Here is a 21,121-nt window from a genome sequence, read left to right as displayed (position 1 = left end):
CACAATGTAGCTACTCTATATAAATTCTTCTTATTTTGACTACATTTCCTTTAAATTCACTTCTTTCTTTTCACCATCTTTATCAATAGTGATCCGTTTCTCGATATTGGCTTTATCTGTATAAGATGATCTGCCGGTACCGTAATTGGTTGTGGAACCTGCATAACCCCAATAGTTGTAATAGTTTGTATAACCGGATACATACGAATAATTGTACGAATTGGTAAAATCAAAGCTGGTCATAATGATATAGTTACCAGGCATTAGGTCTGCAAACTCAAAGTGCCCTTCATCATCATAGATTTTGGTTCGCTTGATGGAATGTACAAAATCTGGATCCAATGGCACCTCAGCAACTTTCTTTTCTTTTCGGATTTTTTTATTGACATTGAGCCATTCATCATAATAAGCAGAATTAGGGAAAAGCAGAATCTCAGTCCCTTTTGGAGCATATTGTTTTTTTGCCGTATTCACCAGGCCTCCTAATTTTTTGCCAGAACGCGACCTTGCAAAGGCGGTGCCGATAACTACACTGTTACCATTGGAGATCTGCCGAATCGCCTGATCCTTGTTGAATTTATTTTTGATTGGTTGATAGTCCAGTTCCTCGTTGACTGTAATCTCCCACATGCCTTTGCTCATAGACATTTCACGCTGCCATAGCCTTCTGTCTTTTTTGTCGATAACAAAATTGTAAATAGCATTAGTGCTTTCTTCCAGTAAGGTGACCAGCCAGGTTGCATGTTTACCTGTTTTTGGAGAATTGTAACTATAGCTTTTTACTTCCTTAATGGTGTAGTATTCTACATGTACATTGGAACCATCATTATAATAGAATTGTGGGATTCGGGCTTTATAGCCAACATCCAAAGGAAGTGTTCCGATCATCAGATCTGTCCAGTTGAAGTCAATAAATGCTTCGGAAGGACGAAAATTTACCTTTTTATCTTTTTTAGTTTCTTTGGAATAGTAATTACCTGTGATGGTCTCACCAAAGTTGAGGTTTAGTTTTGTTTTCCTTTCATCACCAACATAGCTGATAGATTTTAGCGTCTGGGGATCCACAACACTTGTCCGAACATTGACCCTGGAATTGTCTTTGGGGGTGAAGGCATTTTTTAAGGTCAACTCATTACCCGTTGAGGTAACATCATAGATCAATGATCCCTGTTTGTCCCAATTGTTGTCCTTGACATAGTATACAGTATAAAGCGATTTTTCGGGTTTAATGTACTTTGTATTAATGTCCGGACTGCCGGGAGCAACCATTTTTTGGCCCCATACAGCGAAAGGGAATAGGCTGATCCCTAAAAGGATTGGGTTTAATTTCATATTCAGTGCAATAGTGTTAATGCGGAACTAAAAGGAGTTTCCTGCTCGGTTCCGTAGTCGAAGATAAAAAAAATCTTAGTACAATAAAAATTTTGCCATATCAATGATTTTTTGCGGGGTATTCATTAATTTTTGAATTATTAAGAGCCTGTTTAAATTTTGATTAAAAAATATTAGACTTCGACAGGCTCAGCCTGACACTCCTAAAAGGAAGATATATTGGACGAGAAATGTCACTCTGAGTTAAGTCTATAGTGAGCTTGACGAACTATTGAAGAGTATTAACAATAAAATTTAAACAGGCTCTAAAAGTTGGCTAGATATACATTTTCATGTATGGCAGATGTTAAAGAGTATAAAGATATTTATGGTTAGAATTCTAACATCCTGTAATTTATATAATATTATATCTGTTTTAAAAAGAGTTGGATCAAAAATTTCCTTATATTTAATTTTTTCCATTAAAATACATTATCATTTGTTTCATGCTTATTGGCTTATAAATTGATGATAAGAATCTCATTGAATTTTTGATTATTAATGAACAGGTCGATTATAGTTTTAATTTTCTTTTTATGTGTTTTTTTCTCCTTAAAAGCACAGGAAAAAAAAGATTCGCTTTATTATAAAATAGAAGAATTTTCGGATCAGAGAAAAGTTACCAAATTCTTCCATCGTCTAATATTCCGAAGGGAGGCAGATTCTACTTCCGTGAAGTCACGGACAGAAAAGCTGTCTCAGGAAACCTATAACAAAAAATATATCAGAAATATACTAATAGAAACCATAGATCCCTTTGGATATGGCTCAAAAGACAATAAAGAAAAATTGAAATGGTATGATTGGCTGACAAATCATCTTCACTCCACAACAAGAAATTCTACAGTTGATAATTATTTACTTTTTAAAGAAGGCGAAGAATACAATGCTCAGAAGCTCTACGAATCCGAACGTTTGCTGAGAAGGATGCCTTTCATCAACAGAGTTAATATCAGTGTTTCTGATAGTGCTTCCGGTAAAGATTCTATTGATGTAGTTGTTAAAGTTCTTGATTCCTGGAGCCTGAAGCCAAGAATGAGTTATTCCGGGAGTAAAATTGGGTTGGGTGTGACAGAGGAAAATGTGTTGGGATTGGGGCATACATTTGACTTCCTTTATAGAAATGATTCTAAAGAAAGACAGAATTATGTTTTAGGAAGCTATACCACATACAATCTTTTCGGTTCTTATATCAATGCCCAGATTCTGGGCGAACGTGATTTTTCGAGAAATGAAAGAATCAATTTCAATGTCAGAAGAGATTTCTTTTCACCTCTTACAAAATGGGCAGGAGGTTTTAGCTTCGACTATTTTATGAGGAATGTTTTACTTCCCATAGAAACAGATACTACTTATCCGGAGGTTCAGATTAAAGCTTATAGCCAGGATCTGTGGGGAGGCTATCAAATTCCTGTTTCATCGGATACAAGCGAAAAAGTATCGAGTAATATTGCGGTGATAGGAAGGTTTCAGAATTACCAATACAAAGACAGTCCCGAAATTGATAAATACAAATATTTTAATTCTTACAACAGTTTTCTGATGTCTGTAGGATTTATCCGTAGAAATTTCTCGGTGCAGAGGAATATTTTCCAATATGACCTGCCGGAGGATATTGCCTATGGCAATTCAGTGAATTTTACTGGCGGCGCCTTATCGCGAAGTAATGATGTTAAACCTTATGTGGGTATTTCTGCATCTTATGGAAGTTTTACAAAGCTTGGGTATTTCACTCTGAAAGCACAGTTTGGAAGATTTTTTAATGAGAATAGCCGAAACCGCGAGTCTTTCCGTTTGGATGGTACTTATTTTACTAACCTTATAGACTGGAAATTTGCCAAAGTAAGGCATTTCTTTTCTCCAACTTTAGCATTGGGAAACCCACAGCATAATTATTCTTACATTGACAGGATTAATCTTTCATCTCCGGATGAATTTCCTGTGTACAACTCAGATTATATCGGAACTAAAAAACTGGTTTTAAGATATCAGCTTCAGCTATTTATTAATAAGACATGGAAGAATTTCCATTTCAGCCCTTATCTGACGGTGGCAGCCGGATGGCTGGGTATGCCTGATGATAAATTGCTGAGTACAAAAACAAATACTAAGATAGGAATCGGAGTTTTGATTAATAATCCTTTTCTGGTTTTCAACAGGATTCAGATTTCGTTTACCTATTATCCCCGTGTTCCTTTTGATAATAATTCGGTCTTTGATTTTAACAGTAACCGGAATAATCTTTTACCAATGAACAGTTTTGCCACAGAAATTCCACATTTTGTGAATTTTGGAAACTGATAATGAAATAGAGTAGCATGTAAAGAATGTTGATAGAAAATATTGGCTTTTTTATTTTATTGTTGGAAGTTATTGCCCAATGCAGAATCTAAAAAAGTTTTTATTACTAGTGGTTAACATGTTTTGAGGTATACAAAAGTAGTACGATTTTATGCTTCAATTGATCAATTTAGACGATTGATTTCGAATGTTATTTTTTGGCACGTAAGGAGAAGGAATCATGATATGTTTATTTGAATAGTTGGTAATTTTACACCTAATTTATAAACCTTGTGATAAGTAGTGATGGGTCTGCGATTTTCCATGATGGCTTCTAATGTTAGCTTTTCGATTCCATTTTCCATGTCAGGATAGATAATCAAGCAATCTATAGTGCTATCATCTGTGACGTTTAGTTGTTTTCTTACTTTGTTTAAACGCGCATAACCAGCAACTTGCCTAATATCTTGGTGCAAATGACCACCTCCATAAATCAGTTTGTATTTCGCATCAATAACCATTTGGTGACTGGGCTTGGCAACCAAAATGTCTAAAGCATTTCCGTAGGTGCTAAATTGATAATGAATTTCCTTTTTGTATTCCGAATTATGTTCAATCATTTTACTATAAACATAAAGCTCGAATAATCGAGGCATATCAATCCAGAAGGGAGGAGTTGTTATTGATTGTGTTGTAGCATTACTGATGTTATAGGCAAATCTCTTCAGTATATAGCCTCCCATCTCCAAGGCATCCTCGTAATCCTTGTAAAATGGGTTCTTTTTGGTTCTTTTGATTTCTGTGTCAGTACATATATCGCTGATTTGTTCGAAGGCTGGACGGCAATAACAAATAACTTGCTGAAGGATCACATAATTATGGTCAAAGAGGAGCTTGCGGTTTTCTACATAGGTGATCACAAAACGCAAAACTTTTTTTAGGAATCTGTTTTCCACATGATCTTCACCAAATACCTGGTACTCGCAATAAGTGTTTGTTAATTCGTTTTTGAAAACATTTTGCTTGATGTGGCTGCCTACTAAAATTTTCCCCTTAACCTTATTTGACAGATTTTCTGTTGTCTTATAATAATTTTTCTTTAGTCCCTTTTTTACTATTGATTTCAAACTTTGCAAAAACTGTATCACCAAGAAAGGAGTGAGTTTGTCGTCTTTTTGTTCGATCTTGATATGTTTTGCCGTCCAATCGATTTGTAACAGGTTGTTAGCTTCAAGACTACTTTCTTTAATTGCTGTCACCTGAAATAGCATCTTGAGATAATCAAGCTCTAATAATTCGGGTGATTTTTGATCGTCATTAGTTAATGACTCTTCCTCATTTTCACTATTAGTGGCGTCATCAAAGATTCGAGCTGTTGATTTGTTAATTTTTGGCTCTACATAGATATATTCTTCTGTTGATCCTAGCCAATCAATGCCAATACAATAATCTGCTTTAACCTGAAACGTTGATTCCTTCTTGTCAACTACAAATCGATTGCTGCTATTATTAAATACTTTGGTTTTCAGTGACTCCAATTTTTCAAAGAAAGACGAGGGCACAGTCCAGCTTGCCAAAGATCGCAAGATTTCCTCTTGATCGCCAGCATAAAAACTAAAGCTCTGATGTTCGTATAAACGAATCCCCATTAGATGCTTGGTGTAAGACGATTTATTTTCTCTACAATTTCATCACCTATAAGGATGCCATCTTTGACATACTCTTGTAATATTGGTTTGATCTCATAGTCTAATCTTACCTGCATGTTGCCGCCAGTTGCAGACTTGTCAATAAAGTACGAATGTCCCAATTGTATATCCTTTTGTTGGAACTCGGGTGATGTATGCTCGTTGAATAAGTTACTAACCTGTGTAAATAGTGTACTGTCAAATTTTATACCCTGCTCTTGTGACAGGTCTTTCGGTAAGATATCCACAAAGGCAAACCTCCTGCGTATTGCATAGTCAATGTGTCCAACGGAACGGTCAGCGGTGTTCATAGTACCAATTATGTAAAGGTTAGGAGGGAGTATCAAATCTCTTCCGTTAACTTCATACACGCTATCTACAGCTTCACCGCGATATTCTAGCGCATAAATTAACTCTCCAAGAACCGATGAAAGATTTGCACGGTTAATTTCGTCTATTACTAGCATGTATTTTCGGAGCGGAACGTTTTGAGTTTCTTTAGTTTGATTTTTAACTTTGAATTCTTGGAACAATTCTATAAATTTTTGATAATAAGTTGCGTGCTGCCTAGTTAATGCATTCAGATTTTCATTTTTGCTAATTTCCTGTCTTGTAGTGTGTCTAGCGTCTAATATTTTCTGTATTTCAGAAAAGTTCATATTTAGCCCATTAGGATGAGCCGTCCAATTGTCACCCTTGTATTTCAGTCTTTTTTCATCAACATAATAGATGTACACTTTGTCGGTTAATTGGTATTTTTCCTTTTCGTCAATTTCTTCGATTATGATATTTATAAAATCTTTTAGTGTAGGAATAGAAATCGTATCAGAGTTGTTATATGCCTTGTAGTTTTTAAGTGCTTTCTCAGCAAAATCTGCCAAAGTCTTGTTTTCCGCATCGTAAATAATTCCTTCTCCTTCAGGATTAGGCTTGGCAACAATCCCTCTTACAAAATCTTCATACGTATAACTAGGATGAAACTGAATCAGCTTGAATTGCTCTTCTATTTTGCTTTTACGCAATTGTTTTATAATAAAAAGTAATAGTGAACGAATCGCATTTGGTGTATAATCTAGATGGTTTCTATCTAAATACGCTTTACTTTCAAAAAAAGCAAAAACTTCTTTAATTGTAAAGTTTACAGGAGGTTGATTAGGGCTTGCGATATCCAATGTAATCCTTTCTCCAGTTTTGCTAACTATCTTAGCGACAGTAATTGTACTTAATTGGTAATTATAACCGGGGATAAGTAGATTGTTTAAAAATTCTTGATTTATTTCATCTTTTATTTCACTATCAAAAATATCATCAACAATCAATTTCGCTTCTCTAGTTTTTCCTGTTCCTGGAGGGCCTTGTAAGATAATTTGTTTTTTGTATTGAAGTAAGTTTATTTTATTTTGTAAGTTTGAATCCATTTGGTTAAAATTATTTTTTTTATAAATTGATAGGAATAAAGTAGTAGAGTCATTAATTTCTTTGATTTTTAAAAAACCAAAATCATCAGCTATAGTCTTTACGGTACCATACTTTCCTCCTCCAACTGTATTTGCATCTATGCCCCTATAAGAAATTCCAATCTTTGGATTTTGCTGATTATAAAAATGCCATTCTTCAACAAATGCCCAGTGATTCCATCCATCATCGTTAGTAATTTCTTTTTTTATAACCTTTCCGTAAGCTATAAATGTTCCATTATATTTTAAAATTAAAATATCATTTACTCCAATTTGCTTAAAAGTACCTTTTTGTTTGGTGTCTGTATGTAAAACGAAACCTTTATTGTCAATAATTCGATTAAGATTTTCCTCAACATAATCTTCGTTAGGTTTTCCAGCACTACATGTAAAATATTTCATGTTTATATCGTCATTTAATAATAAGGCTATTTTAGAATAACTATTTGCTGTAAATATAACCAAAATCACTACTTCCCCCAATACGGTAAACCGTAAAAGCTATTTTAATGAAAAAAATATAGATTTAATTGTTGGGTTTTAGGGCGTGTTTTTATAGATATTTTTTTATATTTAACCTCATTATAAAAGGTACTTGCCATGGAACACAAAATACATCAGGGTCGCAATGTGAAACGCTTTAGGGAAATGCTAGGCATAAAGCAGGAGGCTTTGGCTTTTGATATTGGTGGCGACTGGAACCAAAAGAAAGTTTCTCTCCTGGAACAGAAAGAAGTAATTGAAAACAGTCTTTTACAACAAATAGCCGAAGTCCTGAAAATTCCCGTGGAAGCCATCCAAAACTTTGATGAAGAACAGGCGGTGAATATTATTTCGAATACGTTTGGCGAACATGCTTTCAGCAATTCTTTTAATTATGGTACAATTAATTTCCATCCTATTGAAAAAATAGTTCAATTGTATGATGAAAAAATTGAACTTTATGAGCGTATACTGAAAGAGAAAGATGAAATGATGGCAAGGCTGGAAAAGTTGATTGATAAGAAATAAATGCGCAATAGTATAAATGAAAAGCTCAACATTGTTGAGCTTTTTTAATTTAGTGCAATGATTTATCCCATTTTCTCTTTAACAAAAGTTGAGACGGTTAGCCTATGAACACCTAAGATACGTCCGATTGCAGAGTAAGAAACTTTCTTTCTTAATAATTCTTGTATTTTTTTTTCTTGACCTGTAAGTTTGGTTTTTATAGATTTACTACCAATAGGTCTTCCTAAAATGACTCCCTCTGCTCTTTTTCTAGCTAAGGCCTCTTTAGTTCGTTGAGAAATTAGATTTCTTTCTATTTCTGCCGATAAACCAAATGCAAATGCTAGTACTTTGGAGTTAATATCGCTTCCTAGTCGATAATTATCTTTTATAGTCCATACTTGTATATCACGATTCATGCATTCATTAAGGATACCCATGATCATCAATAAGTTTCTTCCTAATCTGGAAAGCTCGGAGCAAATAAGAATATCTCCTTTTCTCATTTTTTTTAGAAGCTTACCAAGCTTTCTCTCATCTACATTTTTTGCGCCAGAGATGGTTTCCTCAATCCATTTATTTACCACAATTTCTTGGTATTGGCAAAAATGATTGATTTCAAAACGTTGATTCTCCACTGTTTGTTTGTCCGTACTTACTCTGATGTATCCGTAAATCATTGTATTTTTTGTTTAAAATTATTAAAATTAAATGTAGGATTAAAGTAACATGTATGTTGGATATTACTTTTTTAAGGTATTAATTTGAATGATGATAAATTTTATTATTGGGAGGTTAAAATCTGATAATTTTTGGTATAGATATATATACCCAAAAAATTTAACATTATTTGACCAAGTCAAATTAGTAGCGCCTGAAATTTCATTAGGAGGAAACTTTTCGTATGATGTAAACGGTCATTTTTATTCGACAACAAAGATATATGGCTATATTAAAAAAAGCGAAATTAAAGAAAGCTACTTATTTTGGCTAGGATTATTCAATTCAAAGTTATTCTGGTACTTTATTCAAAAAACTGGATATGTTTTAAGAGGAGGTTATTTTACATTTAAAACTAACTATATTTTACCTTTTCCTATTCCTGAGCATATATCAGAAATAGATTGTTTACAAATAGAAAATTTAGTTCAAAAAATTTTATTAGAAAAGAAAAATAAAAACATTAAAACGGATATTTTTGAAAAAAATATTGATGAAATTATTTATAATATATATAATTTAACAGAAGATGAAATTTCTGAAATTAACACGTAAGAGTCTTATACACTATTGTTTATAAATTGAACTTCTAATTCGTCTAAGTTGTAAAGTGAGTATATTATATTATTAAGTTTTGTATTAAGGACATCGAATTCTTTTTCATTATTTGCATTTTTTAATAAAATTATTTCATTAGTTAACTTCTCAATCTCAGAATTTATTACGAAGGAGATTTCGGGAATAGGAAAAGCAAAGAGGTAATTTGGCTTAAATCTAAAATAACCATTTGTTAAAACGGTTCCAGTGTTTACTAAATACCACCAAAGTAATTTAGAATTCATGAATGCCAGTAATGTTAAATATGATTCAGAAATTGTTTTTTTCTTTATATAACCATACACTGTAGTTGTCGAATAAAAATGACCGTTTTTATCGTAAGAGAAATTGCCCCCGAGAGAAATCTCGGGAGCAACTAGTTTTTCTCTTTGTGCGTAGGCAATTCCTTGTTTTCGCCCATATTGAAACCATGCATTGTCAATATTAAACCTCCCTTTTTCTCTACCTCTTAAAGTATTTTCACATCTTTTTAGATAAGTATATGCAAAAGGGAAATCTTTTTGGATTTCAGTTTCAGTATATAGCTCGACATTATTATTCGAAAACTTATATGGGAATATCACATATTTATCCGAAGATAAATTTTCATATCTATGGACGTCATCGCCTTTTAAAAGAGGTTTTAAAAAATCTTTTTCAATTTGAATTCTTTCTCCAATTTCTTTTGAAAACCCTTCTATAAAATCGTTGTTTAGCTCACAGTTATATAAAAAATATACATCATCTTTACTGGTAGCTAAACCTTGGAATATCTTATCAAATACATCACTAACTCTACGAGGTTGTTTGTTGAGCTTTTCAATTATATTTAGAACTTTAGTATTTGTGAGTATCCAAGGAGTTTCTGAAAGGTTTTCAAGTGGAATAACACTGTACTTTTCATTCTCAATATTGTATAAAAAATCCCCAAGCTCAGTAATATTTGAATAATCTTTGTCTAATTCGTAATAGTTTAACACTTTACTATTGTTTTCAAACCATTGTAGTCCAGTATATGTTGATGCTTCAAACGCTTGGAAAGCTCCAAAGTTTATTATTTTACTTATTGATTGACTACTTAAAGTAAGTTTTCTTAGGCCAATACCAAATGCTGCATTTGTCCATTTTACCGGCATAATATAGTTTATTATACCTTCTTTTTTTATTATTTCTAATCCTTTCTCAACAAAAAGCGAATAGATATCAAAAGAGCCGGTTGCTGTATTGTAGAAATTAACATAAGCTTCGGCAATTGCATTGTCAATATCTCTTAATCCTTGTATTCTAATATATGGGGGATTACCAATAATAACATCAAAACCAGTGAAGTTTCCATCATTATCCAAGACTTCAGGGAACTCAAAACGCCATTCAAAGGCGTGGTGATAAATAACATTGTTTAGAATTTCTTCTTTTTGTTTTTTTGCTTGTTCAGCCTTTTGTTTGAGTCTTTTAAGTTTATCTTTTTCCGCTTTTTTAATAGTCTCTCCAAAAGCAATTAAATTATTTTGTCTTTGTTCTTCGTTCTGATATTCACCTAATGCTTTAGAAACTTTTTCTTTTTCCTTGTTATCAAGACTGGATTTAAGATTGTTTTTGATGGTGCTGATAATATCTTCAATCTCTCTCTTTTTAGTTTTGGAGTTAGTGGTCTTGTAATCTTTTACAGCTTGTTTATAATCTTCAACAGAGAATCTAATTTCCTTACTTTTAAATGCAGTTTTTAAACTGTCATTCAGTGCAAATTTGCTTATGAGTGAGTTTCCGCATTTGATATTAATGTCAATGTTCGGAAGTGTCTGTAGTTCTCCTTCATCTGTATAATAGGCATTTTTAAGAAGTTCAATCCACAGTCTTAGTCTACAAATATTTACTGAGTTAGGATTAATATCTACACCAAATAGACAGTTTTCAATAATAGTTTCCTTTTCATGAAAAATTGCCTTCTGAATTTTTAAGCTTTGTGAGTCTTTACGGTTATAGTTAAATAACTCTCCATCAGCATCAGAAATATAGATTTCGTCATTATCAATTTCTATTGTGCATGGTAGTTTTTTTCCATCTTCATCTCCTAAAATTCCCAATTCACTTTTAATAACAATCATTTCATTAAGAGCAGAAACAAGGAAATGCCCGGAACCAACTGCTGGATCACATATTTTAATAGAATTAACTACTTCATTGAATTTCTTACGATCCTCTTTCTTGAAAAAAGTATTGCAATAATCAATAACATCTTCAAATGTTTCAATAGTATCAGTAATTTCTTCTTTAAATTTTTGAGTTACAGATTTTCTCAGCGTTTCCTTACACATGAACATGGTAATCGTGCCAGGGGTATAGAAAGAACCGTCTTTATAACCATTTATTTTTTCAAAAATTAACCCCAGGACGGAAGCATTAATTAATGTTTTATTTTGCTGCTTGTCATTAATTTCAACAGAAGCATCTGCAGAAAAATCATAGGCATCTAAGAATTTGAATATATATTCTAAAGTATTAAGTTTTCCTGTTTGTTTTTTTCCGCTGGAACTTTTTAATACTGTTGAAGAGAAAACTTCCATTTTCTCATCCATTAATGCTGTAATGTCAAAAGTGAGATCCTCAAGCTCACTCTTTTCAAACAAGCTACTGTTAAGATAAGGGATATATTCAAATTTTTCTGCGTATCGCTGATGGCGTTCTTTTATTGGTTTTGCTAATGCTGAAAAAAATAGTTCATTGAGTGCATCAAAACTAGGAATGAAGCCGGGATTTAAAAATTTATATTCCGGTGAATCATTATTGTAACTTCTCAGTTGAGATTCTAATAATTTTAAGAAAAGAATTCTGTTGATCCATGTCAGACAGAGTTCTAAACCAACGATAAAAGATTTTTCTTCACTATTAGGGATATTTTTAATTTTGATAAGATAATCCTTATCTTCAAGAGTGAAAATTGTATTCTCTAGCAATGGGCCATAATCTCCTTCTTTATTTTTTTTTCTTTGAATGATCTTTTTACCACTTTCTTTTACTTCCTCAAGTCCTATGATATGAAGAAGCTCATTATAAAAAACTTTATTAAGTTGATTACTGTCGTTACCAAAGCTTTTTCCCAATAAATGAACATCAGAGAATAGTTTGTAAATATTAAGGAGCTCTTTATCTTTAAATTTTGAAACTTCTTTATTTCTAAAGTCAAGATGTACAAATGGAAGTGTATCTTCTACCTTTTCTATATATTTCTTTGCTATTTCATTATAGAAAAGCTCATTTTTTGTAGTATCTTTTAGTCCGTCTCTAAATGCTTTGTATTCTTTAATTAATTCACTGTTTTTATAAAATAAATTATAGAAATCACTTGCATTAAAGAAGAACCATTCAAACCCATTGGTTATGATAAGGTGTTTAATATTGTTGTTTTTGTAATCAACCCTTTCTCGAAGGTAATACAATAACATTTCTTGAAACCCTTTTTTATTGAGTTGTTTAACTGTCGGGAACTCAAATTTATTGCTAGGCTTTTTTGCTTCGATCAAAACTCCTATATCAGAAGTAGCATCATTACCTAAATAAATTGCTAGATCAATTTTTTCCTTTGTATTAATTTCATTTTCAGAATAAAAAGTGGACGAAAGAAATTTTGATATTGGAGATTTTAAATGCTCTTCGCTCTCATTTCTACTGTCAACTAAATTGATAGCATTGATACAGTCTTGAAGTTTTAGTGAAAAATCATCAATATCAGCTCTTAAAGGTTTAAATTTTTTGTAAGCAGGATTTAAAGCTTTTTGAGGTTCTAATTTATTGGTTTTCATGAGTTGTTTTTTCTATAAACAAAGGGTTAATATAGAAAAAAGTACTTAAAGTAACAAACTAAAATATTATTTTATAATAATAAACTATATAATTTGGGAGTTTCAATATTTACAATGAAATTATATATTTTGTACCCAATGAGATATAGTTACTTAGAAATTAACTTTTAGTACAAAGTAAATTATAAAAGGTGAATCTTATTTCCCATCAAGTTTTGAATTTGAAAAATAATAATTTCTCCAAATTAAGGGTAGGTAAAACTCATTAGTCTTTTTTAAGGGTGATTTAATAACCATTCTATTTGCTTTTGCTCAATTTTTTTTGTACTTCAATTGCCAAAGGGACAATAAAAGGGACAAAAATCCTGACATTAAAAAATCCAAAATCACATAATGTATCCAAAATCAATGTGTTACGAATATAACCTTAAAAAACTCAACTAACTGTATACCAGTTGTTTATAAATTCTATTTTCCAATACAGTATCTAAGCTTTCCTTATCCATAGTATGTTACAGTAATTAAGGTGTACAAAAGTAGTACACTTTTAAGATGCTGCAACATCTTTTTTTTCTACATTTCGCCAGAATATCGTCTTCTCAAACCCTTATGAATAAATGATTTATCGATTTTATACTAAAATTAGAATACACATTTGTACTATTTCTGTACACCTATTACCTTATAACTAATTGCAGGTCAAAGATTTAATATTTCCCGATTACAACTGTGATAATTGATACATTTTGCCTGTACACCTCATTTTTTACTAACCTAGAACAAATTTAGACTTTATTTTCTGTAAGCTAAATTCTATATTACTTTTCTTCAAAACTTTCCAACTCCTTATTTACTCCATCAGATAATTGTTGTTTACCGTTTCAACAATAATGAAGTCAATCTTATCTTGACTCCAACTCAATTGCGAATACAGTGTATTCGTATTTGGAAAAGTGCGATAAAACTAATGAAATAGTTCTATTTGTATTTCATTATTTGCTGCTAGCTTTGTTTGCTTATTAATTAGTGTAGTTATATCATTTAATATTTTGATACTAAATTGTCTTAAATCATCTTTTGTAAGTGAATTTTCCATTTTTTTATTTAGAAATGAGGAGTTTTGGTTAACTAATTAGTAAAACTGCTTATTAAGGCAGAATATGTCAGTATAAGACATTTCTATAGAACCCAAATTAAGTTTATATAAGATAAATATTTATGTAGACTCATAGGAACAAATCTCGAAGCATTTTGTTGATGATTTGCAAAAATTATACTCACTAATTTAGTAGAATACTTATTAATAGTATAATCAAATTTCCCTTTATTTTTTTAGTCATTAAAGTTTTATATTCTTAAGGTTATAAGAATTCTAGTCAACTTAATTCTTATAACTAATAAATTCTCCGGTAAGGTATTATGAGAATTTACAAAAGCATTTTTCTAGCGCTTTGGAAAGTATTACAAAAATAAGTATAAACATTAATAAAAACAATAAATCAACCTCTGTCTCTAACAGCTTGATAGCCTTACCCATGCTTCCAAAATTTCAAAGCTTTCCCAGATAATGTTTGTAGGTGCCATACCAGATAATTTTAATGAACGCCTAGAACAGAAGATATTTCAGGCAAGAAATATCTTTTTTTATAATATACTTTCCCTCAGTAAATACCCATGTATAGATCCACGTTCAATAAGAAAATCAAGAATCACAACTATTTTGTTCTTTAGCCTTGCTTCTTCTTTAATTTTCTGCTTATTATGGAAAATAAACGTTCTAAGGAATTTTTCTAAATAATGTAATATTTTTATTTCTAAATTTCCCAATTGCAAAGCAGGGTTATTGGAAATTATCTCATAGATCCAATCTAATCCCTGACTGCCAAATGTACTGCCAATAGAATTTAATACTTTTGCGATGCTATATAAAACTGAAGGATTACTTCCTAAATCTCTTACAATATTGTCGTAAAACAGAGTGTTTTCCTTTCTTAAATTGTGCCAATCTTTTACATCTTCTCTCCACCAATCCCAAGCCAGTAAATAGCTTTTTAAAATAGCATGTACATTTGAGTTATTTTTTATGATTCCAATAACAATGATTGTAGAATAAAACTGATTCCAGATATACCAAAATTGCTTCTGCCGATCATTTTTATCAGCAGCCCCTACAATTTCGTCAAAGAATGATGCCATCTCTTTAGAAATCGTAAACTGCTCAACAAAAGGCTTTAAAAGTAAATCGATTTCTGATAGATCTTGTTCTAATATGAGGGGAGCCAGTTTTCTGAAAATATATAATCTAACAAGATAAATATTAGAATGATTAAAACTTCTTCTTTGTCTGGATTCTTTTTTATCTTCTAATAGCTCAGAAATGATGCTGGGTAATGATCTTTTTATGATTTTCAAGTGACCTAGGTCATTAGTTGTTGTTGGAATCAGCTGATATACTATTTCCAGATCATAAATATCTAGTGAATCAATATTCTCTATATTATAAAATATGTTTGAAAAAGAAAAATCTCCCAAAGCCTCATCTAGTTTTTGAAAGACTTGTTTTTTCTGTGTCCTTCCTATAAATATATTATCTTGTTTTTGATTATCACAAATCTCCTTAAAAAGAGGTTTTAACTTAATAAATCCCAGTAGGATATTATTTGCCGTACCAAAATCTTTATCCCATAAACCTGATTCATATACAGCATTGATTACGTAGTCACATATACGAGCATTTCCTATTGATGTGTCATCAAAAAGAGAAAATATCATCAATAAAATTAAGGTTTCTTTTTCTTCAGGATATTCTTCCATTAATGAAGGAATTGCATGTAAAGCAGCTTCAACACCATCACTAATATGATAATGGTAGCCATCTTCAAACAACCGCGAAATGGATAGCAGAATTAGCTCCTTGCAGTATAATTTTTCATCCTCAGAAAGTTGATCCCTATGATAAATCATTAGGTTGGCACAGACAAAGTAAGGAGTATAACTATCCAAGGGCAATAAGTGTACATTGCTACTTAAATCGTTGAGTAATTGTTTGGCTTCTTCTAAAGCTCTTACTGGATTTTCTTCATATTGCGGATAGCTCTGATTTTGTCCAGAATTCCTTTTCCTGAAAATAAAATCCGACCACATTTTTAGTGGTATATATTTATAAGTATCTTCATATTGCTTAACAACTTTTTCGCTATGTTCTTTTAACTCAGCGGGTAATTGTGGATTCAACTCAATACGATATTCCGTTTCGTTAATCTTTTTCATTTCTGGCTTCATGATACGTCGATCCGCACGGGATAACAATATTTCTGCGGTTATTTTACTATCACCCGATAGTAATGCCACCTCTTTTTTATGGCTGTCAATTATTTCGTATAGTTTGGCTATATACATCTCATTTTGATCCTCTGTAAAACCTTTAACTCCAAAAAATTGATAATTCACCAATAATGATTCCAAATAAGTCCCTCTATGCTTATCCTCACAGGTCTTTAATCTTTCATCTGTATAATACGTATCGGTTAGTCCATTGCCAATGGAATATAAACTTTTAGCCTGATATTCGTTAACAGACCGATGCATATCAATACCAAAAAAATCAAGTGTTTTGAATAATACTAAAGCAACATTATATAATTTATCCGGATACGCCAGAACAATACTGCATACAACAGCTGTTATGGATGTAGATTCTGTTTTGGCTATAATTTGTAACATTATTGCTTCTATGATGGGAGTATCTAAATCCTGAACCAATTCTAAAAGCTTTTTTTCAAGTGCCATATGCATAGACTGCAGTAGATAAGGAACTACTGGACTGCTAACACCACGATAAGCCCCCCAAAAAGCCCAGCATAAATACTGCGTAATTTCTTTTTCGCCCATATGTACAATGACTTCTTGGACATCTTCTCCGTAATCAGAATGACGATAGGATTTAGTAGATGTATTGGTAAAATCAATAATAAATTGCAGTGTTTCTTTAAAAGCATAACGTAGCAATACATAAATGGGTGTCTGGTAGGCACTGGGCGGATGGTAATTGAACCTGTGCTCGTCCGTCAAATCATATTTACTTTCTACACTATAGTTATCATGATAATTATCCTGGTCTTTTTTTTGTCTCCAAAATAATCCGCATAATCCTATAACGGATTCTGGCAACACTTTTATCAGCCTGAATGCTAAATAGGGTTTTTCTAATATTTTTGAGCAGATCCCTTCATAAGGATCATTATATGCAGTCCACTGATTTGAAATTACTTTTTCGAATATCTCTTTCAGTTCTACAACCAACTCTTCTGCTGCATTAAATATAATTTTTACCAGTTCCTCCTCCGCTTCGCTATGAATATAAAAATCCTTTTCATTTTCAACTCTTTGGATGATACTGAGCACTAAGAGCCCTGAAACTTTAGTCGTTTCACCCTGCGGATTATTCAAACACCATGGCTTTAATAAGGGAACTACAAGATTAAGATTTTGTTCAAAAAAATCTTTTTTATGACGGTATATAAATGAGATTAAAACCTCCCAACCTTTCCCCTTTGGTATTATGATACCAAATCCCTTGTTTGTAGAGATATCAGCACATGCAGTTCTAATTAAAAATATAATCCTTCTCAGCAGTTCAAAATCATTGGCAATAATTTCTTTTTCAAAGAAAGTAAAGAAGGTTTGAGAGTAATTAGATAAAAGAACGGAGACAAGCAATTCATCTTTCCAGTATTGATCCACATTATGGTTTTTAAAAATCTCCAAAACGAAGCTTTCGATGGCATTTTCATGATGAAACAGCTGTTCTGAAAGCCATAATCTAAAAGCTCTTCTTATAGGTAAAGAACTTCCTATATCTTCAAAAAAGGTTTCTACATCTTTGTAGTTAGCATATCTCCGGGAAATTATCTTGTTTAATGCCCACTCCTCATAAATATCATGGGTAATAAAATATCCATCATGGGCTTCACTATATCCTAAAATTTCATCTTGCTTTAGCCAAGAAAGTGCCACTGGGGATAAATTATTTGTATTGATATAGAATAATCCTGTTTTACACCTTTCTTTAGTAAGCTCAATAATACATTTGTCTCTTTCCAAATGCAGATTGTCTTTTTGTATGCCGCTATTTTGAATTTTCTTTTTCCATAATATATCAATAAAATTTTCAAAGTTCCCCTTCTTATCAATATTGGTATAATGCCGCAGATATTCATTGAGGTAAAAAAGATTATGTAAACGGTCTGAAAAATTGATATTACCTGGTAAAGAAAAATGATATTTCTGTGATAACTTTTCTAATTCATCAGTAGTAAGTAACGGTACATTGAAAACTTGAAAAGGGAGTTGGTAGCTTTCTTGAATGTGAAAAGATAAATCGTTTAAGTAAGAATATCTTGTGGTAAAAATTAAAAACCATCCATTGTTAGTTAATGTACTGATCAGATGGGTCAAAAGATCAGATTGAGTAAGCTCTGCCAATTTTTCCGCAGAGTCAATAATAAATATTTTTTTTTCTTCTAGTTCATACGCCTGTAAAAAATCCATGAACGAGAAATGATGATCAAGATAAAACAGATCATTAACGTTCATTACATTGAGTTCGGAAGCTTTAAAAATACATATGGGAATCTTTTTCTTATTGTTTTCATAAAATTCTTTTAATATCGCTGTTTTGCCTGAGCCTCCTTCCCCTGAAATTATAATGGATTTGTCATGATTCAATGCTTCTATAATTTGACTCTGAAAATAATTTCGGTCAACTTTGATCTGCTGGTTTTCAAAGGTGATTTCACTGGATATTGATCTTAATAACTTATCATTATGGCTTTCAATATCAAGAATAACATGTTCTTGATTGGGCTGTAAATTAAAGAATAGGTCATAGATATATTTATTTTCAGGAAGAGCCACCTGCAGTTCTAAATTACTTGGCACTCTCCATTCAATTTCTAGTTCAAGCTCTATGGCAGCTTTTTCAATCTCTAATTGATATTGTGGCTTCTTTTGATCCGGCTTGCTACTTTCGGACAACTCTTGATTTACATAGAGGTAAACACTATTTAATTCAGGATTCTTTCTTTTTGCTTTTTTTAGAGAACCCATAATATCCTCTTTATTCAGTGAAAGAGATGTAGTATAGTACTTCGCTTGGAATCCATAGTTTTTTGCATCCTTGGTGAAATACTCTGTTTCTATGCCTGCTTGATTCTTATAACGAAATAAGCCAATTCTATTATTAAATTCTGCACAAAAAAGTAAATATGAAAGTTGCTCAAAAGCCCAGGTTTCCCGGCGATCATATTTCAAATTAAAAACATTCCAATTCATTTTTTTTAACCCATTAAAGTTATCGTATGCAATAGTTCATAAAATGTATAAGTCACATTTTATTCAGAGCTTGCTTTTCTATAATTTATTAAATAGGAACCCAATAAACATTATTTTATTTTCTAAATTATACCATACTTTTAAGAATCAGCATCATTAAAATTGTTCCTCTTAGGGGTTCTTGTTTTCCTTGCCTGAATTGACAACGCCATCGATTAAACCACTATATTTAAGTATCATTGTTTGGGGTAAAAAATGATCAAATATCATTTTGCTAAAAAAACCACCCCCTACAAAAATTTCATGACCATCAATTTCTAGCTTGATTCCCTTATTCTCAAATGAAAATATCGTACGCCTATCATGCTTGAAATTCTCTAAATATTTTTGGAGTTCTTTAGCGGAAGACCAGCTTGCTTTAACGCCTAAACCATTGGAAAATTCAATGAAATTATCGTAGTTAACCCCAATAAAAACTTTAATTCTTCCCATGACCATGTCCATTATAATTTCTTCCGGAAAAGGTTTTAAGAAAATCGGTTCACAGATCAGAGTTCTACTGGACATTAGATCTACAAAAGGATAGGGAGCACATAGTTGCTTCATAGAAAATTGCCCGTAGGTTCGCCATTCATTTTTATAAATACCAATGTGTATAATTTCACCGATACAGGTATATGCATAGTCCTCTGTTTTAAGTTCACCCAATAGACCAACCAAATCTGCATGATAGGTTCCCAGAGGAAAATCATTTTCGACGATATGAACCTCCGCGTCTTTATATTTTGGATCAGGACCCTTATGTTCCTTTACAATTTTAACTGCCCTTTCGTTTTTACCTTTCTGTGCGACCACTCTTTTCATTTGCTTAATAAATTTTTCATCAAATTCTGGTGAAAAATCCTTTTCATCGAAAGAATCATCCGTAAGATTCCGGTCCTCAATAACATCAAGAACTCTAAAATTTATTTCGCCTGATTTAATCTCTGAAATCTTAATTCCCTCTTTATCTTTTATAAGACAATCTCCTAATTGTATATTGCTCGTAATATCACTTATCAGACAAAAAGAATCAGGGTCAGTATTGATCTGATCGTTGAAGTCAATGACGTAATTAAATGATTGATCTGACAAATCTTTAGTTCCTTCTTCTCCTGTATATAATCTACGATACAAATAATGTTCTCCATTAAGGAGTTGCCAGGCTATCGTATCAGCAAGGCTCCTGTAGATACTTTTCTGATATTCAAATATTTTAGATCCCTCCATCAAAACTTTGGCTTTCTTTTTGTCTCCTTCCCTCCTGGCCGTTATTAATTCGGTCTGATTGACTTTTGAAAGAGATTGAAGCAACCTTAATTCGGTCAGAATTTTTTTCTGCCCTATTTTAAAATTCTTTATTATCTCACGGAGAATTTCCTTTTTTTCTTCTTCTTTCAGCTTTTGATCTTGATTGAGGCCATTGCTGTCATATCTAACGTTGCAGTAAATATCTCTTACTTTCGCTTCAAAAGATTTTAGCTCATCTTCCAGTTTCATACGGTGTGTTTTTAGTTATTATTTTAAATTTTCCATATCAAATTCAACAAGCCTAATGGTCTTAAAGAAAAAAGTAGAATACAACAAATGCCGATAGACAGGTAGCAAACATTATCCTTTTCTACTACCCCCTGAGCCATTACTTATTTGGAAACTTTCATATTGGTGAGTTCTTTATTTGGCTTTATCTATATGACAAGAATGTACTTCAATTGCAAATCAAAGGATAAAATATTTTTACAATTTAAAAAAAAAAGTAATATCCCAAGTAATATATCTAAGCCTTATAGTTGAAACAATAAACTGTTTAGAACAAAAGCCCCACACTATTGTCATGCTTATCATA

General features: G+C 31.9%; 10 protein-coding genes. 3 read left to right on the top strand and 7 right to left on the bottom strand.

Annotated features, from left to right (window positions below):
- Positions 1-39: 39 nt before the first annotated feature.
- On the bottom strand, positions 40-1,332 hold the full coding sequence (locus tag ATE49_RS02280) for a DUF3108 domain-containing protein (protein WP_065080909.1): 1,293 nt from the start codon (positions 1,330-1,332) through the stop codon (positions 40-42).
- 711 nt (positions 1,333-2,043) lie between these two features.
- On the opposite strand from ATE49_RS02280, the gene ATE49_RS02275 reads away from it, so the two are divergent.
- Complete coding sequence (locus tag ATE49_RS02275; protein WP_260255538.1) at positions 2,044-3,672, top strand: POTRA domain-containing protein; 1,629 nt, start codon at positions 2,044-2,046, stop codon at positions 3,670-3,672.
- Between the two features lie 218 nt (positions 3,673-3,890).
- On the opposite strand, the gene ATE49_RS02270 is transcribed toward ATE49_RS02275, so the two are convergent.
- Together ATE49_RS02270 and ATE49_RS02265 are read right to left on the bottom strand one after the other, a co-directional pair.
- The gene (locus tag ATE49_RS02270; protein WP_065080907.1) at positions 3,891-5,300 is read right to left on the bottom strand and encodes a 5-methylcytosine restriction system specificity protein McrC; all 1,410 of its coding nucleotides are present in this window, start codon (positions 5,298-5,300) and stop codon (positions 3,891-3,893) included.
- The gene (locus ATE49_RS02265; RefSeq protein WP_260255537.1) at positions 5,300-7,198 is read right to left on the bottom strand and encodes an AAA family ATPase; all 1,899 of its coding nucleotides are present in this window, start codon (positions 7,196-7,198) and stop codon (positions 5,300-5,302) included. Before ATE49_RS02265 ends, ATE49_RS02270 begins: the two co-directional genes overlap by 1 nt.
- 198 nt (positions 7,199-7,396) lie before the next feature.
- Between ATE49_RS02265 and ATE49_RS02260 the strand changes: the two genes are divergently transcribed.
- Complete coding sequence (locus ATE49_RS02260) at positions 7,397-7,807, top strand: helix-turn-helix domain-containing protein (RefSeq protein WP_065080906.1); 411 nt, start codon at positions 7,397-7,399, stop codon at positions 7,805-7,807.
- Positions 7,808-7,869: 62 nt separating this feature from the next.
- On the opposite strand, the gene ATE49_RS02255 is transcribed toward ATE49_RS02260, so the two are convergent.
- Positions 7,870-8,466, bottom strand: a complete 597-nt coding sequence (locus ATE49_RS02255) for a master DNA invertase Mpi family serine-type recombinase (RefSeq protein ID WP_065080905.1) — start codon at positions 8,464-8,466, stop codon at positions 7,870-7,872.
- Positions 8,467-8,554: 88 nt separating this feature from the next.
- Between ATE49_RS02255 and ATE49_RS02250 the strand changes: the two genes are divergently transcribed.
- A complete protein-coding gene (locus ATE49_RS02250) occupies positions 8,555-9,061 on the top strand; it encodes a TaqI-like C-terminal specificity domain-containing protein (protein ID WP_221407060.1) in 507 nt (168 codons plus the stop codon).
- 5 nt (positions 9,062-9,066) lie between these two features.
- Here the strand turns inward: ATE49_RS02250 and ATE49_RS02245 are convergent, their stop codons facing one another.
- From ATE49_RS02245 to ATE49_RS02235, 3 genes are all read right to left on the bottom strand, one after another.
- Positions 9,067-12,903 (bottom strand): type IIG restriction enzyme/methyltransferase, encoded by a 3,837-nt coding sequence (locus ATE49_RS02245; RefSeq protein WP_065080904.1) that lies wholly within the window; start codon positions 12,901-12,903, stop codon positions 9,067-9,069.
- 1,644 nt (positions 12,904-14,547) lie between these two features.
- Positions 14,548-19,236: an AVAST type 4 anti-phage nuclease Avs4 gene (gene avs4 / locus ATE49_RS02240; protein WP_065080903.1), complete on the bottom strand. Its 4,689-nt coding sequence runs from the start codon at positions 19,234-19,236 to the stop codon at positions 14,548-14,550.
- A gap of 171 nt (positions 19,237-19,407) precedes the next feature.
- Positions 19,408-20,775 (bottom strand): hypothetical protein, encoded by a 1,368-nt coding sequence (locus tag ATE49_RS02235; RefSeq protein ID WP_065080902.1) that lies wholly within the window; start codon positions 20,773-20,775, stop codon positions 19,408-19,410.
- Positions 20,776-21,121 lie beyond the last annotated feature (346 nt).

Origin of the sequence: Elizabethkingia miricola (assembly GCF_001675285.1) — a bacterium.
In the GTDB taxonomy this organism is placed as follows: Bacteria; Bacteroidota; Bacteroidia; order Flavobacteriales; family Weeksellaceae; genus Elizabethkingia; species Elizabethkingia miricola.
This window is presented reverse-complemented; position numbering and strand designations above follow the sequence as displayed.